This window comes from Anaerocolumna sp. AGMB13020, from assembly GCF_033100115.1.
GTDB lineage: Bacteria > Bacillota > Clostridia > Lachnospirales > Lachnospiraceae > Anaerocolumna.
Window position 1 is genome coordinate 3,798,046 of the sequence record NZ_CP136910.1, and the last position, 19,037, is coordinate 3,817,082.

Annotated in this window: 15 protein-coding genes; 12 read left to right on the forward strand and 3 right to left on the reverse strand. The window is 39.4% G+C overall.

Annotated features, from left to right (window positions below; genetic code table 11):
- Positions 1-46: 46 nt before the first annotated feature.
- A complete protein-coding gene (locus R2R35_RS15735) occupies positions 47-403 on the reverse strand; it encodes a DUF1292 domain-containing protein (RefSeq protein WP_317730779.1) in 357 nt (118 codons plus the stop codon).
- A 326-nt stretch (positions 404-729) separates the two neighbouring features.
- On the opposite strand from R2R35_RS15735, the gene R2R35_RS15740 reads away from it, so the two are divergent.
- Positions 730-1,458 (forward strand): hypothetical protein, encoded by a 729-nt coding sequence (locus R2R35_RS15740; RefSeq protein ID WP_317730780.1) that lies wholly within the window; start codon positions 730-732, stop codon positions 1,456-1,458.
- A gap of 155 nt (positions 1,459-1,613) precedes the next feature.
- Positions 1,614-3,977 (forward strand): ATP-dependent DNA helicase, encoded by a 2,364-nt coding sequence (locus tag R2R35_RS15745; RefSeq protein ID WP_317730781.1) that lies wholly within the window; start codon positions 1,614-1,616, stop codon positions 3,975-3,977.
- Between the two features lie 10 nt (positions 3,978-3,987).
- Here the strand turns inward: R2R35_RS15745 and R2R35_RS15750 are convergent, their stop codons facing one another.
- Both R2R35_RS15750 and R2R35_RS15755 read right to left on the reverse strand, forming a co-directional pair.
- A complete protein-coding gene (locus tag R2R35_RS15750; RefSeq protein ID WP_317730782.1) occupies positions 3,988-4,860 on the reverse strand; it encodes a VanZ family protein in 873 nt (290 codons plus the stop codon).
- Positions 4,861-4,994: 134 nt separating this feature from the next.
- Positions 4,995-5,915, reverse strand: a complete 921-nt coding sequence (locus R2R35_RS15755) for a diacylglycerol/lipid kinase family protein (protein WP_317730784.1) — start codon at positions 5,913-5,915, stop codon at positions 4,995-4,997.
- Positions 5,916-6,287: 372 nt separating this feature from the next.
- On the opposite strand from R2R35_RS15755, the gene R2R35_RS15760 reads away from it, so the two are divergent.
- The 10 genes from R2R35_RS15760 to R2R35_RS15805 all read left to right on the forward strand — a co-directional run bounded on the left by R2R35_RS15760 (position 6,288) and on the right by R2R35_RS15805 (position 18,993).
- Positions 6,288-6,968, forward strand: coding sequence for a LiaF transmembrane domain-containing protein (locus tag R2R35_RS15760; RefSeq protein WP_317730785.1), 681 nt, complete (start codon positions 6,288-6,290; stop codon positions 6,966-6,968).
- Positions 6,965-7,831, forward strand: coding sequence for a DUF4097 family beta strand repeat-containing protein (locus tag R2R35_RS15765; RefSeq protein WP_317730786.1), 867 nt, complete (start codon positions 6,965-6,967; stop codon positions 7,829-7,831). The genes R2R35_RS15760 and R2R35_RS15765 overlap by 4 nt, the downstream gene beginning before the upstream one ends.
- Positions 7,832-8,127: 296 nt before the next feature.
- Positions 8,128-11,076, forward strand: a complete 2,949-nt coding sequence (locus R2R35_RS15770) for an insulinase family protein (RefSeq protein WP_317730787.1) — start codon at positions 8,128-8,130, stop codon at positions 11,074-11,076.
- Positions 11,077-11,266: 190 nt separating this feature from the next.
- Positions 11,267-12,181 carry a GTPase Era gene (era, locus tag R2R35_RS15775; RefSeq protein ID WP_317730788.1) on the forward strand — a complete coding sequence of 305 codons (915 nt, stop codon included), beginning with the start codon at positions 11,267-11,269 and terminating at the stop codon, positions 12,179-12,181.
- Between the two features lie 90 nt (positions 12,182-12,271).
- Positions 12,272-12,457 (forward strand): hypothetical protein, encoded by a 186-nt coding sequence (locus R2R35_RS15780; protein ID WP_317730789.1) that lies wholly within the window; start codon positions 12,272-12,274, stop codon positions 12,455-12,457.
- The gene (gene recO, locus R2R35_RS15785; protein WP_317730790.1) at positions 12,405-13,148 is read left to right on the forward strand and encodes a DNA repair protein RecO; all 744 of its coding nucleotides are present in this window, start codon (positions 12,405-12,407) and stop codon (positions 13,146-13,148) included. The genes R2R35_RS15780 and recO overlap by 53 nt, the downstream gene beginning before the upstream one ends.
- 76 nt (positions 13,149-13,224) lie before the next feature.
- On the forward strand, positions 13,225-13,821 hold the full coding sequence (locus R2R35_RS15790; protein ID WP_317730791.1) for a hypothetical protein: 597 nt from the start codon (positions 13,225-13,227) through the stop codon (positions 13,819-13,821).
- Between the two features lie 66 nt (positions 13,822-13,887).
- Positions 13,888-15,276, forward strand: a complete 1,389-nt coding sequence (locus R2R35_RS15795) for a glycine--tRNA ligase (protein WP_317730792.1) — start codon at positions 13,888-13,890, stop codon at positions 15,274-15,276.
- 304 nt (positions 15,277-15,580) lie between these two features.
- Positions 15,581-18,205, forward strand: a complete 2,625-nt coding sequence (ppdK, locus tag R2R35_RS15800) for a pyruvate, phosphate dikinase (RefSeq protein ID WP_317730793.1) — start codon at positions 15,581-15,583, stop codon at positions 18,203-18,205.
- Positions 18,206-18,486: 281 nt separating this feature from the next.
- Complete coding sequence (locus R2R35_RS15805; protein WP_317730794.1) at positions 18,487-18,993, forward strand: helix-turn-helix domain-containing protein; 507 nt, start codon at positions 18,487-18,489, stop codon at positions 18,991-18,993.
- Positions 18,994-19,037 lie beyond the last annotated feature (44 nt).

The following is a 19,037-nucleotide window of genomic DNA, read 5'->3' on the forward strand; positions in this document are numbered from 1 at the left end:
CTAAAAAAGCCGCTGCAGGATTGCTTATTCCTGTAGCGGCTGTAATTTACTCTTCTTCGTCCTCTTCATCATCGAACATTTCGTCGAATTCTTCGCTGTCCATTAACTCATCAAAGGCTTCTGAAACAGCTTCGAACTCTTCATCATTTTCAATGTTGATAAGTTCTATCTCATCGTTATCATGCTCAATGAACTGATACAGGAAGATCTCGCCTTCTTCTTCATCATCATTGTCAGCAGGTACAAGTGCGATATAATCCTTTTCTCCAACAGGGAATATACAAAGAACTTCACATTCTAATTCACTGCCGTCATCAAGTGTTAAAGTTACATTCATATGCTCATGCTCATGGTCATGATCATGTCCGCAGCCGCAATCATGGCCGTGTACGTGTTCGCTCATTTAAAATACCTCTCTTTCGATATGCCAGTTCTATTATGGCATAAAATATTAATACAAGATCTTAGCCTTAATTCAGGGTGTGGAAAATGCTCCGCGTTTATTCACATCTGGCTCCTTTGCATTACACTTTGACTTTAACAGATAACCTGTTAAATTGCAAGGTAAAGTTCAGTAAAAATATAGATATATTTTTCTTAAAAGATATTGACAATATATTAAAATAGAATAAAATAGACAATAGATTTGGCTGGAGTAAACTACCCGCAAACAGGCTTGCAATAAGGGCGTTTGCGGTTTTTGGGTGAGGGAGAGGAGAGAGTTCTAAAGTGACCAATGCTAAGGGCAGCAGCAGACCGTCAGATAATCAAAATAATAACAGGTACGATCAGAAGATCACAGGCAGGGATACAAGTACTAATAGAGGTGCCGACAAAAGAAATCAACGAAGTTTTTCAGGAAACGGCACCAGTGAGCGCAGACCTATGAATTCAAACTGGAACAGCAATGGGGCAAAGGAACAGAGAGCTCCGGGTACAGGATATCAGGGAAACCGGAATAATAATACCACAAAATCTTTCGGGAATTCAAATCGTGAGAATACGACAGGCAGAACCTCAGATGCGCCCAGGAATACGAACCAGTCCAGAAGTTCCGATAATTCCTTTAGAGGAAAAGATGACGGAAAATTCAATAATGCCAAAAGAACTTACAGACCCTACAGCAGAGAAAATTCTCGTCCTGGGTACGGTTTTAACAAGGACGAGGAGGAAGAAAATGAGAAAAGGTTTGGGAAGACTAAACACCAACGCGGAGATGTAAAAGGAAGGGATTCTCAAAACAAAGAGAAAGAACCTCAGCCGGATAAGCTAGAGACTTCCAAACGCCTTGAAAAGGAAAAAAAGGTCCTGGAGAGAAAGAATCAGGAAATGGAGAATGAAAAACAGAATAAACCCTCCATGAAAAAAAGAAGAACCGGTAATATAAATTGGACAAAAGGCTATACAACAGGTCTTTACGGAGATGATGATGAAGAGGACTATACAGAATACTTCTAATTCGCGAGGCCGCCAGAGATACAATATCTCTGTCAACTGATAGCCCAAATGAATAAACCTACCTTAAAAAGCATCTTTGCAGATTTATTTAAGAAGATGCTTTTCGTATTTTATAGTTTAAACTTTAACTGTCAGGTGTGGATTGAGAGGTATAAATGAGTAATACGGTAGAAACCATTAAAATATCAGTCAGAAACCTTGTGGAATTTATTATGCGTTCAGGGGATCTGGATAACCGGACCGGCGGAAGAAAAGAAGCAGAAGCCATGCAGGAGGGAAGCAGGATTCACCGGAAAATACAAAAACAGATGGGAAGCAACTATACTGCAGAAGTACCCCTTAGTATAACTCTTGATATAAGCCTGGAAGAAATCTCTTTCCAGCTTGTTGTCGAAGGGCGGGCAGACGGTATTCTAAAAGAAGAGTCTGAAATCGTAATAGATGAGATAAAAGGGATGTATATAGACTTAAGCTATCTGGAAGAGCCGATATCCGTTCATCGGGCACAGGCTATGTGTTATGCCTATATCTATGCTCAGCAGAACAGTTTGGAGAGCATCGGCATATGCATGACTTACTGTAATCTGGATACCGAGGAGAAGAAATACTTTAAAGAGACCATTGTTTTTACAGAATTAAGTGCCTGGTTCGAGAAACTCACAGGTGAATACATTAAATGGGCTTATTGGCAGATTAAGTGGAATCATAAAAGAAATGACAGCATCAAGGAATTGGAGTTTCCATTTACTTATAGAGATGGACAAAAGAAGTTGGTATCAGACGTATATGTGACCCTCCTTCGAAGTAAGAGACTCTTTATAGAAGCACCTACCGGTGTGGGTAAGACCATATCTACTGTATTTCCTGCCATAAAAGCAATGGGAGAGGGGTTGGGGCAGAAGCTGTTTTATCTGACGGCGAAGACCATAACCAGAACCGTTGCAGAAGAGACGAAACAGCTGTTGACAGAGAAGGGGCTCTTATTAAAGGCTGTCACCATAACTGCCAAGGATAAGATCTGTATATTTGATAAAGCAGACTGTAATCCGGTTAGTTGTCCCAGAGCCAAAGGACATTTCGACAGAGTAAATGACGCAGTTTATGATATGCTGGTCTCTGAGGATGATATATCAAGGGAAAAGCTGCTTCATTATGCCGAAAAGCATCAGGTATGCCCTTTTGAAATGAGTTTAGATACAACCACCTGGTCAGATATGATTATCTGTGATTATAATTATGTATTTGATCCCAATGTATATCTGAAACGCTTTTTTCAGAACGATAAAAAGAATGATTATATCATTCTCATAGATGAAGCCCATAACCTGGTGGACAGAGCCAGAGAAATGTATAGCGCCCAGCTTTACAAAGAAGAATTTCTTCAGGTTAAAAGACTTATAAAAGGAAAAGATAAGGCACTGGAAAAGGCACTTGATACCTGCAACAGTGATTTATTGAAGCTTAAGCGGGAATGCGATGATTTGAAAGAATGGGAAAACATATCTGATTTTGTAATACATCTGATGCATCTTATGAGCAAATATGAGGACTTTCTTGCAGAACATAAAGAATTTGACGGAAAGGAGGAAGTGCTCCTGACTTATATGAACATCCGTCATTTCATAAATATATATGATGTCTATAATGAAAAGTATATTACTTATACCGATTATAATGAGCAGGGGGACTTTCGCATAAAGCTGTTATGTCTGGATCCTTCCGACAATCTAAGTGTAAGGCTTGACAAAGTAAGAAGTGCAGTGTTTTTTTCTGCTACTTTTCTTCCTATCAGGTATTATAAAGAACAGCTGGGCGGAAGGGAAGAGGATTATGCCGTATACGCGCCGTCACCTTTTCAGATGGAGAACCGGCTGGTTGCTGTGGGAATGGATGTCAGTACAAAATATACAAGACGAAATGAAAAGGAATATCTTAAGATAATTCAATATATCAAAGACTTTACGGATAGCAGGCAGGGGAATTATATGGTCTTTTTCCCGTCTTATCAGATGCTGTTTCAGGTGGAGGAGCTTTCCAAAGGTATTCTTGATAATGTAATAGTACAAGGAACCTCTATGACAGAAGAAGAAAAGGAAACCTTCTTAAATGATTTTAGTCTGAATCCGGACATTTCCAGAATCGCCTTTTGTGTTATGGGAGGTGTATTCAGTGAAGGGATCGATCTGAAGCATGACCGTTTAATCGGTGCGGTGATTGTAGGCGCGGGACTTCCCATGGTAAGCGGTGAGAAGGAGCTGTTCCGAAAATATTACCAGGAGACGAAAAACAGCGGATTTGAATATGCATATCTGTATCAGGGAATGAATAAAGTGCTTCAGTCTGCAGGCAGGGTCATCAGAACCACGGAGGATAAGGGAGCAATCCTGTTATTGGAGGAACGTTTTCTGGACAACCGTTATCAGGAATTGTTTCCAAGAGAATGGTTCCCTTATCAGGTGGTTAAAAAAGATGAAATCAAAGAGGTTATGTTGAAATTCTGGCAAAGCCATGGATTATAAAATTGAATGATCAGAAACGCAGAGAGCTGCTATAGGAACGTCGGCGGTGGTTCTCCAGAAAAATTTCCCCTTTATGATCGTCATAGATTCTGTTAAGCAGATGATAGCAAAGCCCTCCTGCTAAACCTCCCAGCAGTCCATACAATACATCCTCAAGATCCCCTTTTCCAAGCAGCAGTACACGCTGAAGAATTTCTGCCGCTACAGGAAATAATAACAGTAAGGCAAAACGGACAAGCCTGGTGTTTCGTCTTGCTGTCAGAACAATAAAAAACCCATAAGGAAGATATACCAGGATTTTGTCTGCCAGGAAGGAGAAAATCTGGGAAAGGGTAAGTTCCTTGTCCAAAAAATCAGTAATAAACCCCGCAAGAGTGAGGAAGGGCACAAAATTTACGGCTTTTAAGTCAGACTGGTAACTGCTGTCAGTATTGTTAAGGAAAAGCCAGAAGCAAAGAAAAACGGAATATAAAAGAAGGAATACAATACTGCTTCCAATAAAGTAGCCTCTAAAGTTGGTAAAGCGGGTACTTTCATCCATTAAATTTCGAAAGATACAATAAAGGACGCATATTCCCCAATGAATGGCAGGAAAGAGGAACAGCAGGGGGGAAAAGGTAATAAAGTCGGAACCATTACCTGTATGAAGAAGAAATAAAACAATTCCCCAAATCAATACATGGAGGAGCTGATAGCTAAAACACGCCTCAAATTGATAGCTAAGTGATAAAACCACATGGGTGATGATTAGAGCCATCAAACCGGTAATAATAAAGGTAGCAGGTGAGTGTTTGAAAAAGTAATAAGCTGCAAATTCAAGAACAATGGTAAGTATACTGAATAGAATAACGGCGGTAGTGGTATGTGATGTACTTTTAGGCATATCAGGCACCTTCTTTCTGCTTTCGTATGTTTATAAGAACCTATTGTTATATAAGTTGATCTTAATAGCCCTTACATTAAGATAACCTTGATAATTTGAAATCTTTCAGGGGCTTATTAAGTTCAATTGATATATTACTGTAAAAGTTGCAATTCATTATGTTGACATATTATTTTATATTCCTTCATATCGCCGGGGCATTCCCCGTCTACATGAATTACCTCTGGGCGTGACAGCCTGACTGCTAACTCCCGGCAATGAAAGGTTTCAACACCTTTAAAGCGGGTATGTTTACCAAATAACAGGGTGGGCAGCAGGAAGAATATTAGCAGCTTTGAGAGGCCGTGGACCATGCAAATAGAGAGTAGTCCGTCATTAGGGTCTGCGTCCGGGGCCATTTTCATACCTCCGCCCTCATATTTTTGAATCATAGTGGTAATCAGCAGTATCCGGTGATATTCGGTAAAAGCTCCTCCATCGGCAGAGACCTCTCCGTTCATAAAAGGTTTTGCAAATATCTGTTTTATTGCTAACAGTATGTATGTTAACTTCCCAAGTTTTAAATGATTCAGAAAAGTTTTTAAGGAACTTTTTAAGGCTTCCTGGCACACGGATGCATCATAACCGGCACCTGAACTTATCAAAAATCTGGTCTCTTTCTTATCCGAACCTGTTATGACTCCGACATCCATAAGACGTACCTGTCTGCACTGAAGGATGTTATTAAGATTGAGGAGCGGATCCTTTGATAAGCCTAAACTTCTGCCCAGGTCATTGCTGGAACCGGCTGGGATATAGCCTATATTCACTTTATCCAAGTCAGGTATGCCGTTAATTACTTCATTTATAGTACCGTCGCCTCCGACGATTATAAGTTTGACAGGTTCTGTGCTGGCTTGACATATTTGTTCGGCCAATTGGCGGCCATGGCCGAAATGTGTTGTTAAATAACTTTTATAAGGAACGGATTGTCTGTCCAGCTCTCCTTTTATCCGATGCCAGGTATGTATCCCTTTACCGGTACATGAGCTTGGATTGATAATGATATGATACATGGCGTCCTCTTTCTATTTTATAAGCTGATAATTCGTATTTTCTTCAACGTATAAAAAAAGCAGACCACATTGAAGCTTATATTATAGTTTGCAAAGAAAATAAGTCAACTTATATTACCTTTAAATCTATGTAAATTCTAACTAAGATTAATTGCAAAGTCAACTAGATTAACAGAACTTATACAGAGATTCCTGTTATTGTTATAATCCCGTAAAATGCTAAAAAAAGATTATTACAGATGCCACTCAAAACATATGACAAATGTAACTTGAGTGTTCCTGGGTTTTTCAGTATGATAATACCATAGATGTTGCACAGAAAAGTTGCACGATGCAGCAAAAGCTGCAGAATGAATGAAGGAGGATTTGATTATGAAGATAACACCATCGAATTTTATATGGGGGCTTATTTTTATTATACTTGGAGTTGGTTTTGGTGGAGATGCAATGGGATTATGGGATTTTAACCTGTTCTTTTCAGGCTGGTGGACATTGTTTATTATTATCCCTTGTGCCGTAAGTATCTTTCAGAACGGTATCGGAACCGGAAATGCAGTAGGGCTTATAATCGGTTTGCTGCTCTTACTGGGACAGCAGGATATCCTGGATTTTGATGTAGTTGGAAAACTAATCGTACCTATTGTTTTTGTATTAATCGGACTTAGTATTATTTTTAAGAATACATTACGCGGTAAAAGAGATGAATTCCGAAATGTAAAGTTTCAGGGAGGCTCTAATCAGCATTCTGCCATATTTGCTGGAAATGAGTATCACGTGCGTGGTGAGAAATTTATGGGAACCAGTATCAATGCCATATTTGGCGGAGTAGAGCTGGACTTAAGAGATGCTATCATTGAAGAGGATATCGTAATAAACGCAACAACTGCTTTTGGTGGAATTGATATAACAGTACCTTCCAATGTAAATGTTAAGGTATCTAACGTTCCGATCTTTGGAGGAGTGAGCAACAAAGCGAGTAAAACCTTTAATGAGTCACAGCCGACGATCTATATTAACTCTACCTGTATGTTTGGAGGGATTGACATTAAATGAGTGAATTACAAAAAATAATTAAATATGCTGCAATGGCATTTGCCATATTCCTGGCGGTCATGATCATAACCGGTATAGTAAGCGGCTTACTGGCTCTGACCGGCGTGATTGGTGCAGTCACAGACAGGAACAGTAAAGTTGAAATGTCCAATGGAGAAACTGCTGACTTTGATAAAGAATTTGAAAGTGTCAAAAACCTTTACATTGAAAATGGAGTAGGAGAACTCTCCATCGTAAAAGGTACTGATAGTAATATCCGTGTGACTGCCGTAGACGTTGCCAGTGATTTTGAAGCAAAGATCGTATCCGGTAACGAACTGAAAATCAGTACAAAATCAGATTTCTGGAACATTTTTAACTGGGGTGTTAAATCCCATAAAAAGACCCGAATCACAGTGTATCTTCCGGAAGGCTATGAAGGCAGAAATGTTAAAATCGATGCCGGTGCCGGAAATATCAAGATTGAAGAATTAAACTGTGAAGAACTTGATATAGATGCCGGAGTGGGAAATATAAGAGGCTATAACATATACGCCAAGGATTTGCAGGTAAATGGTGGTGTTGGTGAGATTAATTTAACGGATGTAACGGCAGAGGGTACAGACATAGATGCCGGAGTCGGAAATATTGATATTGAAGGAACCTTATCCGGTAAAAACATTGTCAATGCAGGGGTTGGAGAGATCGATCTTAGTCTGACCGGTTCTACCGATGATTACAATATAAAGGTAAACCCTGGTATTGGTAGTATTTATATCGACGGAAACAAATATGGTGAGTTGTCTTGGAACAATGCAACAGCAGACAATTCCCTGGATATTGACGGCGGTGTAGGCAATATCAAGATAGATTTCAAAAAATAAGCTAAGAATCAAAGGATATAAAAAATAAGAAGATGCATACCAGCTGAAGGAAAGGTTGGTATGCATCTTTTCGTTAGGAAAAGAATATAAAATAAATCATTAATAATCAGATTGTACCAGGGAAAAAAAGAGAAACCAAATAATTTAAGCAGAAAGGAACACTGAGAAAAGAATACAGAAAGGTAATTATGGCAATAAATATAACAATAATCTGTTATACATGACAACATTGAGAAAATATGGTATACTATCCAATAGTTGCAGTCATGAATAATGGTAAGAAAAGGAGGTACATTATGGCAAGAAACATAAAAAGCAGCAAAGAGTTAGGCAACCTTAACGAATACGAGCTCCTTTCAGAAGAAGAGCTTAAGGATATAAACAGCTTTGGCGTGCTTCTGAAACATAAGAAGACAGGAGCAAGAGTAGCAGTTGTCTCCAATGATGATAACAATAAAGTATTTTCAGTAGGATTTCGTACACCGCCCGTTGACAGTACGGGGGTAGCACATATCATCGAACATTCTGTATTATGCGGCTCCAGGGATTTCCCGGCGAAAGATCCTTTTATCGAACTGGCAAAGGGGTCCTTAAATACCTTTTTAAATGCAATGACTTATCCGGATAAGACCATATATCCTGTAGCCAGTTGTAATGAGCAGGATTTTCAGAATCTCATGCACGTTTATATGGATGCGGTTTTTTATCCTAATATATACAAGAAACAGGAAATCTTCCGACAGGAAGGCTGGCATTATGAGCTGGAGAAGGAAGATGGTGAATTAATATATAACGGTGTTGTTTACAACGAGATGAAAGGTGCATTCTCTTCTCCTGAACAGCTCTTATTCCGTACCATTCAGAACTCCTTATTCCCGGATACTGCTTATGGTGTGGAGTCTGGCGGTGATCCTGAATATATCCCGGACTTGACCTATGAAAATTTTTTAGATTTTCATAAAAAATACTACCATCCCTCCAACAGCTATATTTATCTGTATGGAGATATGGATATAAATGAGAAGCTGACCTGGCTTCATGAGAAATATTTAAAGGATTTTGATTACCTCTTTGTAGATTCTGAGATTAGATTCCAGGAACCATTTGCAGAAAGAAGAGAGTTAATCAGCTATTATCCTTTAAGTGAGCAGGAAGATGCAGCAGCAAATACCTATTTCAGCTATAATTTATCCATCGGCACCAACCTGGACAGAGAATTGTGTATGGCTTTCCAGGTGTTGGAATATGTCTTATTATCAGCACCCGGCGCTCCCTTAAAGCAAGCGCTCTTAGATGCCGGTATCGGTAAAGATATTATCAGCAGTTTTGACAGTGATACGTATCAGCCCATCTTCTCTGTGGTTTCCAAAAATGCGGAAATGGATCAGCGAGAGGAATTCTTAAAGGTCATAAAGACTACCTTAGAAAGCCTTGTAAAGAAAGGGCTGGATGAAAAATCACTGAAAGCAGCCATTAATTATTATGAATTCAAATACAGAGAAGCCGATTTCGGACAGTTCCCGAAGGGATTAATGTATGGCATCCAGATGTTGAGCAGCTGGCTCTACGACGATGGCAAGCCTTTCCTTAAACTGAACTCCAATGTCATATTTGAAAACCTGAAGAGCAAAATCAATACAGATTACTATGTAAGGCTCATTGAGAACTATCTGTTAGGTAATCCTCATGTGACTCTTGTAACTTTACTTCCCAAACAGGGACTTACTTCTAAAAAGGAAGTACAGTTAAAAGAAAAATTACAGGCCTATAAAGAGAGTCTGACAAAAGAAGAAATCACCAGACTCATTGAAGATACCATAAACCTGAAGAAATATCAGGATACCCCTTCCACCAAAGAAGAGCTTGAAAGTATTCCGCTGTTAAGCGTAGAGGACATTGATAAGAAAGCACAGCCTTTCTATAACGAGGAGAAGGATGTGGATGGAATTACCATCGTACATCATGATGTCTTTACAAATGGTATTGCTTATATGAGGCTTATCTTCGATCTGGAAGAGATTCCGAAAGAGCTGACACCTTATATCGGACTTCTTTCCTCCGTATTAGGTCTTGTAGATACAGAGCATTACAGTTACCTGGAATTGTCCAATGAAATCAATATTCATACCGGCGGTATCAGCTGTGATTTGAGCTGTTATGGACGAAAGGGAAGCACAAGTGAGTATCTGCCGGCGCTGATACTGGATGTTAAGGCGCTGTATGAAGAAATGGATGATGCCTTCGATTTATTAAAGGAAATCATAAGCTTTACGAAATTCGATGACAAGAAGCGGATTCAGGAGATTATTTCGGAGATAAAATCAAGACTCCTTATGCATATAACTTCAGCCGGACATTCGGCGGCCGTAGACAGGGCTATGTCCTACTTCTCAGAATCCTCAAGATTCAGCGAAGAGACAAAAGGTATTTCCTTCTATAAATTTATTGAGGGTCTGGATACAGGCTTTAAAGAGAAGGCTGATGAGGTAATCAGTAAATTAAAGCTCTTAATGTGCTATATCTTCCGCAAGGAAAATCTGATTATCAGCTTTACCTCTGGTGAAGACGGCCTTGATACCTTAAAAGGTAAACTTCTGCCTTTTGTAGAGCAGCTGAAGGAGGAACCGGTTGAAAAGCTTGCAGAGCATTTTGAGCTGAGAAAAGCAAATGAAGGCTTTAAGACCTCCGGCCAGGTTCAGTATGTAGCCCGTACCGGAAATTTCTTTCAAAGCGGTTATGAATACACCGGTGCATTAGATGTCTTAAAGGTCATAATGAGTTATGAGTATCTCTGGAACAACATCCGTGTAAAAGGCGGAGCCTACGGCTGTATGTGCGGCTTCTCCAGTATCAGCGGTAACGGTTATTTTACATCCTACAGAGACCCTAACTTAAAGGAAACCAATGAAGTATACGACAGAGCGGTAGACTATATTAAGAACTTTACGGTTGACGACAGAGATATGACGAAATATATCATCGGAACTATCAGTAACATCGATACGCCGCGTACCCCTCGTATGAAGGGTGATGTTTCCATGGGAGCATTCTTGACAGGAGTAACAGAAGCAGATGTACAAAAACAGAGAGATCAGATTCTAGGTGCGACCAAAGAAGATATCCGTAAATTATCAGACATCGTGCAGGCTATACTGGAATGCGGCAATCTTTGTGTTATTGGCAGTGAGAATAAGATCGAACAGAACAAAGACTTGTTCCTGGAAGTAAAGAATCTATCGAAATAATATGTATGAAAGACAGCATTCGGTTGATATTTAAGTTGTATTTGCAGCCATATCTTCAAGATAAGAATACCTGGATATGGGAACCCAAATTACAGCTTGTACAGACAGAAACCGGATGCCTGTCTGTTATAAAATGAGAATAACTATCCATTTACATCACAAGGATAAAAGAAAGAGTGAAGAAGAATAAATGAAAAAGCAGGAATACAAATCAGGGTTTGTTACTCTTATCGGGCGGCCCAATGTTGGGAAATCAACTCTCATGAACCATTTGATCGGGCAGAAGATAGCAATAACCTCGGATAAACCCCAGACAACCAGAAACCGTATACAGACAGTATACACACAGGAGGACGGACAGATCATTTTCCTGGATACTCCAGGTATTCATAAAGCCAAGAACAAGCTGGGGGAATATATGGTATCCATCGCTGAACGTACCATGAAAGAAGTGGATGTGATACTCTGGCTGGTAGAACCCTCAACTTTTATCGGTGCAGGTGAAAGGCACATCGCAGAGCAGCTTACGAAAATAAAGACCCCTGTAATTCTTGTCATAAACAAAGTTGATACTGTAAAAAAAGAAGAAATCTTAAAATTCATCGATACCTATAAGGATCTCTATCCCTTTGCTGATATCGTACCGGTTTCCGCTCTTAAAGGGGAAAATACGAAAGAACTCTTAAAGACAATCTTCTCTTACCTTCCCCAAGGCCCCATGTATTACGATGAAGATACCATAACCGACCAGCCGGAGAAGCAGATTACGGCTGAACTTATCAGAGAAAAAGCACTAAGACTCTTAAGCGATGAGATTCCTCATGGAATTGCAGTCGCAATAGACAGCATGAAGGAGCGTAAGGATGGCAGCATGATTGATATTGATGCCACCATAGTCTGTGAAAGAGACAGTCATAAAGGTATTATAATCGGCAAAAAGGGTGAGAAATTAAAACAAATCGGAACCCAGGCAAGAAGAGAAATTGAAAATCTTCTGGATATGCAGGTAAACTTAAAATTATGGGTCAAGGTTAAAAAAGACTGGCGAGACAGTGATTTTCTTATAAAGAATTACGGCTACGACAAAAAAGACATTCAGATATAAATATTTGGATAGTATTCCCGGTTTAAAACAGGTAAGTTCAGGGTATCCTTTTAATGTAACATAAAACCTGTTTTAGAAGGGGGAAACAAGATGGGAAACAAAGATTGCTGGGACAAATTTGCAAGAAGCGGTAACATATATGACTATTTGAGTTACATTGCTTGTACCGTAGAAAGAGATATGGACAAGATGAGCGGTGACAAGAAAGAGGGTGGCAGCCCAGATGATAACTACGGCTGTGACAGGGATGGTACTTTCAGCCATGCCCGTGGGTGAGTATGACAAAAGACTAGTTATACTTACGAAGGAAAAAGGGAAAATTACAGCATTTGCTAAAGGCGCTCGAAAACCCGGTAGTGCCTTTTTGGCATGCAGCAATCCCTTTTCTTTTGGGACTTTTGAGCTTTATGAAGGCAGAAGTGCCTATACAATTATGTCTGTTAATATAACAAATTATTTTGAAGAATTAAGACCGGATGTAGAAGGTGCCTGTTACGGCATGTATTTTTGTGAACTGTCAGATTACTATGTTCATGAATACGAAGACGGAACAGAAAGCTTAAAGCTTTTATATCAGTCATTAAAGGCATTGAGCCTTTCAGGTATTGGAAAATTACTGGTCCGAAGAATTTTTGAGCTTCGGATGTTTCAGATAAATGGAGTGGCACCGCAGGTATTTGCCTGTGTAAAGTGCGGAAGAAATGAAAATCTGACCAGATACAGCAGCAGCCTTTCAGGCGTATTATGCGGCAGCTGCCCTTCCGGAGAAAGTAGTACCCTAAGGATTTCAGAAACTGCCCTTTACACCATGCAATACATACTTAGTGCCCAGTTAACAAAGCTCTATACTTTTACGGTATCAGAGGAAGTACTTTCAGAAATAGAAATTTTTGTGGATATACATGCCAAAGGACAAATCGACCGAGAATTGAAATCTCTCAAGATACTGAAAATGATGCTGTCCTGATAATTTTAAGTTGAAATTAGAAGTTTTTAAGGTTACAATGGAAAAGACTTTATTAAAATCCATACGGAGGAAGATTATGCAGAAATTGGTTTTGAGTGTAACCCTCGTATTGTGCCTCATTATGCTGGCAGGATGCAGCAAAAATGATGAAATCGATTCGAAGAAAACAAGTAATAATACATTTTTGTTAAAGGAAGACGGAAGTATTGAGGCAGCCACCATAGAAGACTTTGACAAGACTTATTATGACAGTGCCGAGCTTGACGCCTATGTAACGGAAAAAATAAATAAGTATAATACAGATAAAGGTAGCGAAGCTATCACCAAAAAGAGCTTGGAAATAAACGAGGGAAAAGCGTTATTGATCCTAACTTATGCAAGCTTAGAGGATTATAACAGTTTTCATAAAAAAGATACCGTATTGCTGTCAGCAGCCCAGGCAAAGAGCGGAAGTGTCGAATTGCCTCAGAGCTTTACAGCAGTCAAAAAGGGGAAGACCACAGCGACAGCAGCAGCACTGGAAAACAACAAATATAAGGTGCTGATCGTAAAAGAGAAGCTTGACGTATTACTGCAGGGTACTATAAAATACTATACTGGCGGTACCTTAAAGGACAAGCATGAAATCCAGACATCTGATGAGGAATCAACTGTCATCATATTCAAACCATAAAACAGCAGTCCTGTTTATGTTTATACAATGTTATATTAAGCCCAAGAAGGCAGAGGGAGATTTAAGATGGAAAAGACAATGGAGAAAATAGTAGCCTTGGCAAAGGCAAGAGGATTTGTATATCCCGGTTCTGAGATTTACGGAGGTCTTGCGAACACTTGGGATTACGGAAACCTGGGTGTGGAGCTTAAGAATAATGTCAAGAAAGCCTGGTGGTCAAAGTTCATACAGCAGAATCCTTATAATGTAGGTGTTGACTGCGCCATCCTGATGAATCCCCAGACCTGGGTGGCTTCCGGACATTTGGGCGGTTTCTCTGATCCCCTGATGGACTGTAAGGAATGCCACGAAAGATTCCGTGCAGATAAGCTCATAGAAGATTATGCGGCAGAGAAAGAGATTACCTTTGAGAATGCTGTAGATGCCTGGTCACAGGAAGAAATGAAATCCTACATCGATGAACATAGTATAAATTGCCCTACATGCGGCAAACATAACTTTACTGACATCCGCCAGTTCAACCTTATGTTTAAGACCTTCCAGGGAGTAACAGAGGACGCTAAGAATGTCGTATACTTAAGACCTGAAACAGCACAGGGAATTTTCGTAAACTTTAAGAATGTACAGAGAACCTCCAGAAAGAAGATTCCATTTGGTATCGGCCAGGTAGGTAAATCCTTCCGTAATGAGATTACTCCCGGAAACTTTACTTTCCGTACCAGGGAATTTGAGCAGATGGAGCTGGAATTTTTCTGTGAGCCGGATACAGACCTTGAATGGTTTGCCTACTGGAAACAGTTCTGTATCGACTGGTTACTGACGCTTGGTATGAAGAAGGAAGAAATGCGTATAAGAGATCATGAAGCAGCAGAGCTTTCTTTCTACAGTAAGGCAACTACGGATATCGAATTCCTTTTCCCGTTTGGCTGGGGAGAATTATGGGGTATCGCAGACAGAACAGATTATGACTTAACCCAGCATCAGAATGTTTCCAAAGAAGATATGGGATATTTTGATGATGAGAAAAAGATCAAATACATCCCTTATGTTATAGAACCTTCCTTGGGTGCAGACAGAGTAACCCTTGCTTTCCTCTGCGGTGCCTACGATGAAGAAGACTTAGGCGACGGAGATATCCGTACCGTGCTTCATTTCCATCCTGCACTTGCACCGGTTAAGATTGGTGTATTACCTCTTTCCAAGAAGCTTTCCGAAGGAGCTGAGAAGATCTTTACAAATTTAAGTAAGATTTACAACTGTGAGTTCGATGACAGAGGAAATATCGGTAAGAGATACAGAAGACAGGATGAGATTGGAACACCTTTCTGCATCACGTATGACTTTGAGTCAGAAAATGATGGAGCTGTAACTGTTCGTGACAGAGATTCCATGGAACAGGAAAGAATCCGTATCGAAGACTTAAAGGCATATTTTGAAAAGAAATTTGAATTCTAAAAATTAGTGTAAAGAAAGACGTTACTCTTTTTCAATGGAAAGCATCACAGGTAGCCTGTGATTTGTGTGTTTGTTATTTTTGGTAGTTTGTCGGAATATAATGGAAAACTATTTATTAATATTGATGGCAGCCTAGGTTTTTATATTTTTTTAACAATATTTATAAAGATTATATTGTTAAATATAATTTTTATCATATTTTAAAGGAAAAAGCTCTTTCCTTATTTAGCAATCTTATGTTATAATGTTAAACGGTGACTAGAAAGTCAAATTATTGAAATTGAATTAGGAGGTTATTACCAAAATGGCAAAATGGGTATATTTGTTCAAAGAAGGTAAAGCGGATATGAAGAATCTGCTTGGTGGTAAAGGTGCTAACTTAGCCGAAATGACCAATTTAGGTCTTCCCATCCCTCAGGGCTTTATTGTAACAACAGAAGCTTGTACCGACTATTATAAGAGCGGTAAGAAAATAACTGATGAAATCAAAGGACAGATCTTTGATTCACTTAAGATTTTAGAAGCAGAGCAGGGAAAGAAATTCGGAGATACTGAGAATCCTTTATTAGTTTCAGTACGTTCCGGTGCCAGAGCTTCCATGCCTGGTATGATGGATACAATCCTTAACTTAGGTTTAACAGATGCAGCGGTAGAAGGTTTCGCAGCAAAAACTGGTAACCCTAGATTTGCTTATGACTCATACAGAAGATTTATCCAGATGTTCTCTGATGTAGTTATGGAAATCAGCAAAGCAAAATTCGAAAGAGTTTTAGATGAAATCAAAGAGAAGAAAGGTGTTCATTATGACACTGATCTTACTGCTGAAGATTTAAAAGAAGTTATCACTGCATTTAAAGCATTATATAAAGCAGAAAAAGGTACAGATTTCCCTCAGAATCCCGCTGATCAGTTAATCGAAGCTGTAACAGCTGTATTCCGTTCATGGGACAACCCTCGTGCTATCTACTATAGAAGAATGAATGATATCCCTGGAGATTGGGGTACAGCCGTTAACGTTCAGGCCATGGTATTTGGTAATATGGGCGAGACATCCGGTACAGGTGTTGCTTTCACACGTAACCCTTCCACTGGTGAAGCTAAGATCTACGGTGAGTACTTAATCAACGCTCAGGGTGAAGACGTAGTTGCTGGTATCAGAACTCCTCTGCCTATCACAAGACTGGAAGAGGATATGCCAGAAGTATTTACAGAGTTCATGAGAATTGCTAACCTGCTTGAGAACCACTACAAAGATATGCAGGATATGGAGTTCACAATCGAAGATAAGACATTATACTTCTTACAGACACGTAACGGTAAGAGAACAGCTCCTGCTGCTCTTCAGATCGCTTGCGATTTAGTAGATGAAGGAAAGATCACAAAGGAGCAGGCTATCGCAAGAATCGAAGCAAAATCCTTAGATCAGTTATTACATCCCGGATTTGATGTTGCTGCATTAAAGGCAGCTAAACCTGTTGGAAAAGCTCTTCCTGCTTCTCCTGGTGCTGCTGCTGGTAAAGTATACTTTACTGCTGATGATGCAAAGAAGAACCATGAAAAAGGTGAAAGAGTTATCCTTGTTCGTCTTGAGACATCACCTGAAGATATCGAAGGTATGCATGCAGCTGAAGGTATCTTAACTGTACGTGGTGGTATGACATCTCACGCAGCCGTAGTTGCTCGTGGTATGGGAACTGCTTGCGTTTCTGGTTGTGGTGAAATCGTAATTGATGAAGAAGCTAAGTACTTTACAATTGCTGGACAGACAGTAAAAGAGGGAGATTACATCTCACTTGACGGTTCAACCGGTAATATCTACATCGGAGATATCCCTACAGTAGAAGCTGCTATCAGTGGTAACTTCGACAGAATCATGACATGGGCTGATGAAATCAGAACATTAAAAGTTAGAACAAATGCAGACACACCTGCTGATGCAGCTAACGCTGTTAAGTTTGGTGCTGAAGGTATCGGTCTTTGCCGTACAGAGCATATGTTCTTTGAAGGTGAAAGAATCCACAAGATTAGAAAGATGATCCTTTCTAAGACTGTTGAAGCAAGAGAAGAAGCTCTTAACCAGTTAATACCTTTCCAGAAAGGTGATTTCAAGGGCTTATATGAAGTTATGGAAGGAAGACCTGTTACTATCCGTTTCTTAGATCCTCCGTTACATGAGTTCGTACCTACAGAAGAAGATGATATCGTTGCATTAGCAAAAGATATGGGACTTTCTGTTGAAGAAGTTAAAGCTACTTGTGATTCCTTACACGAGTTCAACCCTATGATGGGACACAGAGGTTGCCGTCTTGCCGTAACATATCCTGAGATTGCTAAGATGCAGACAAGAGCAGTTATGGAAGCAGCTATCGAAGTTAAGAACGAAAAAGGATTTGATATCATTCCTGAAATCATGATTCCTTTAGTAGGCGAGAAGAGAGAGTTAAAATTCGTTAAAGATATCGTAGTTGAGACTGCTGAAGCTGTTAAGGCTGAAAAAGGCTCTGACATCGAATACCACATCGGTACAATGATCGAGATTCCTCGCGCAGCATTACTTGCTAACGAGATCGCTGAAGAAGCTGAGTTCTTCTCCTTCGGTACGAACGATTTAACACAGATGACTTTCGGATTCTCTCGTGATGATGCTGGTAAGTTCTTAGATTCTTACTACACCAACAAGATTTTCGAATCTGATCCTTTCGCAAGACTTGATCAGGAAGGTGTTGGCCAGTTAGTTAAAATGGCATCCGAAAAAGGTCGTGCTACAAGACCTAACATCAAGCTTGGTATCTGTGGAGAGCACGGTGGAGATCCTTCAACAGTTGAATTCTGCCACAATGTAGGACTTAACTATGTATCCTGCTCACCTTTCCGTGTGCCTATTGCAAGACTTGCAGCAGCACAGGCAGTATTAAACGCTAAAAAATAATAAATCTTTGATGTTAAGCGGTCTGGCTTAAGACGGACAGAACTTAATGAGTAAAGATTAATAGAGCACCCTATCATGTTAAAGTGGTAGGGTGCTTTTTGCTAGTGTCTTTGATTCGATATGATTTTATTAATACTTGTGGTATTATATGATAAAGTACTAATGGAAAGGATTAACATTAATAATATGTCTAATACCGTTCGCTATTTATGGTAAAGACTTTTTTGATATTTTTACCTATACTTTCTGTGTAGAAAAGGAAAAAGAGAGGTAATATAGAAATGGACTTAGTAAAAATCGGTAGATTTATTTCTGAACTCCGTCGTGAGAATAAAATTACACAGGAGGAATTGGGAGAAAAAATTGGTGTGACTAATAAAACGATATCACGTTGGGAAAATGGGAATTATTTACCTAGCGTTGAAATGCTTCAACTCTTAAGTAATGAATTTTCAGTTAGTATTAATGAATTGCTTTGCGGAGAGAGACTCAATGATAACAGTTTTCGCCAAAGAGCAGATGATACTATTGTTAATGTTTTGAAAAGCAGTACATTTTCCTTGAAAGAACGATGTGATTTTTGGAAAAAGAAGTGGATGAAGGAACACAAGAGCTTGATAATACTATTTGCATTCATGTTTCTGACTTTATGGGGTTTAGGAGTATATATTAATAAACCAATATTATCAGGATTATCTATTGTTGTTGCATTTGTCGTTTACCTTAAGACAAGAAATCAAATGATGGCCTATATAGAAAATCATGCTTATGATGGCCATGGTCAATAATTTTGTTTACTCTTTTGGTGATTACGAGTGTGTTTGGCTTAAGG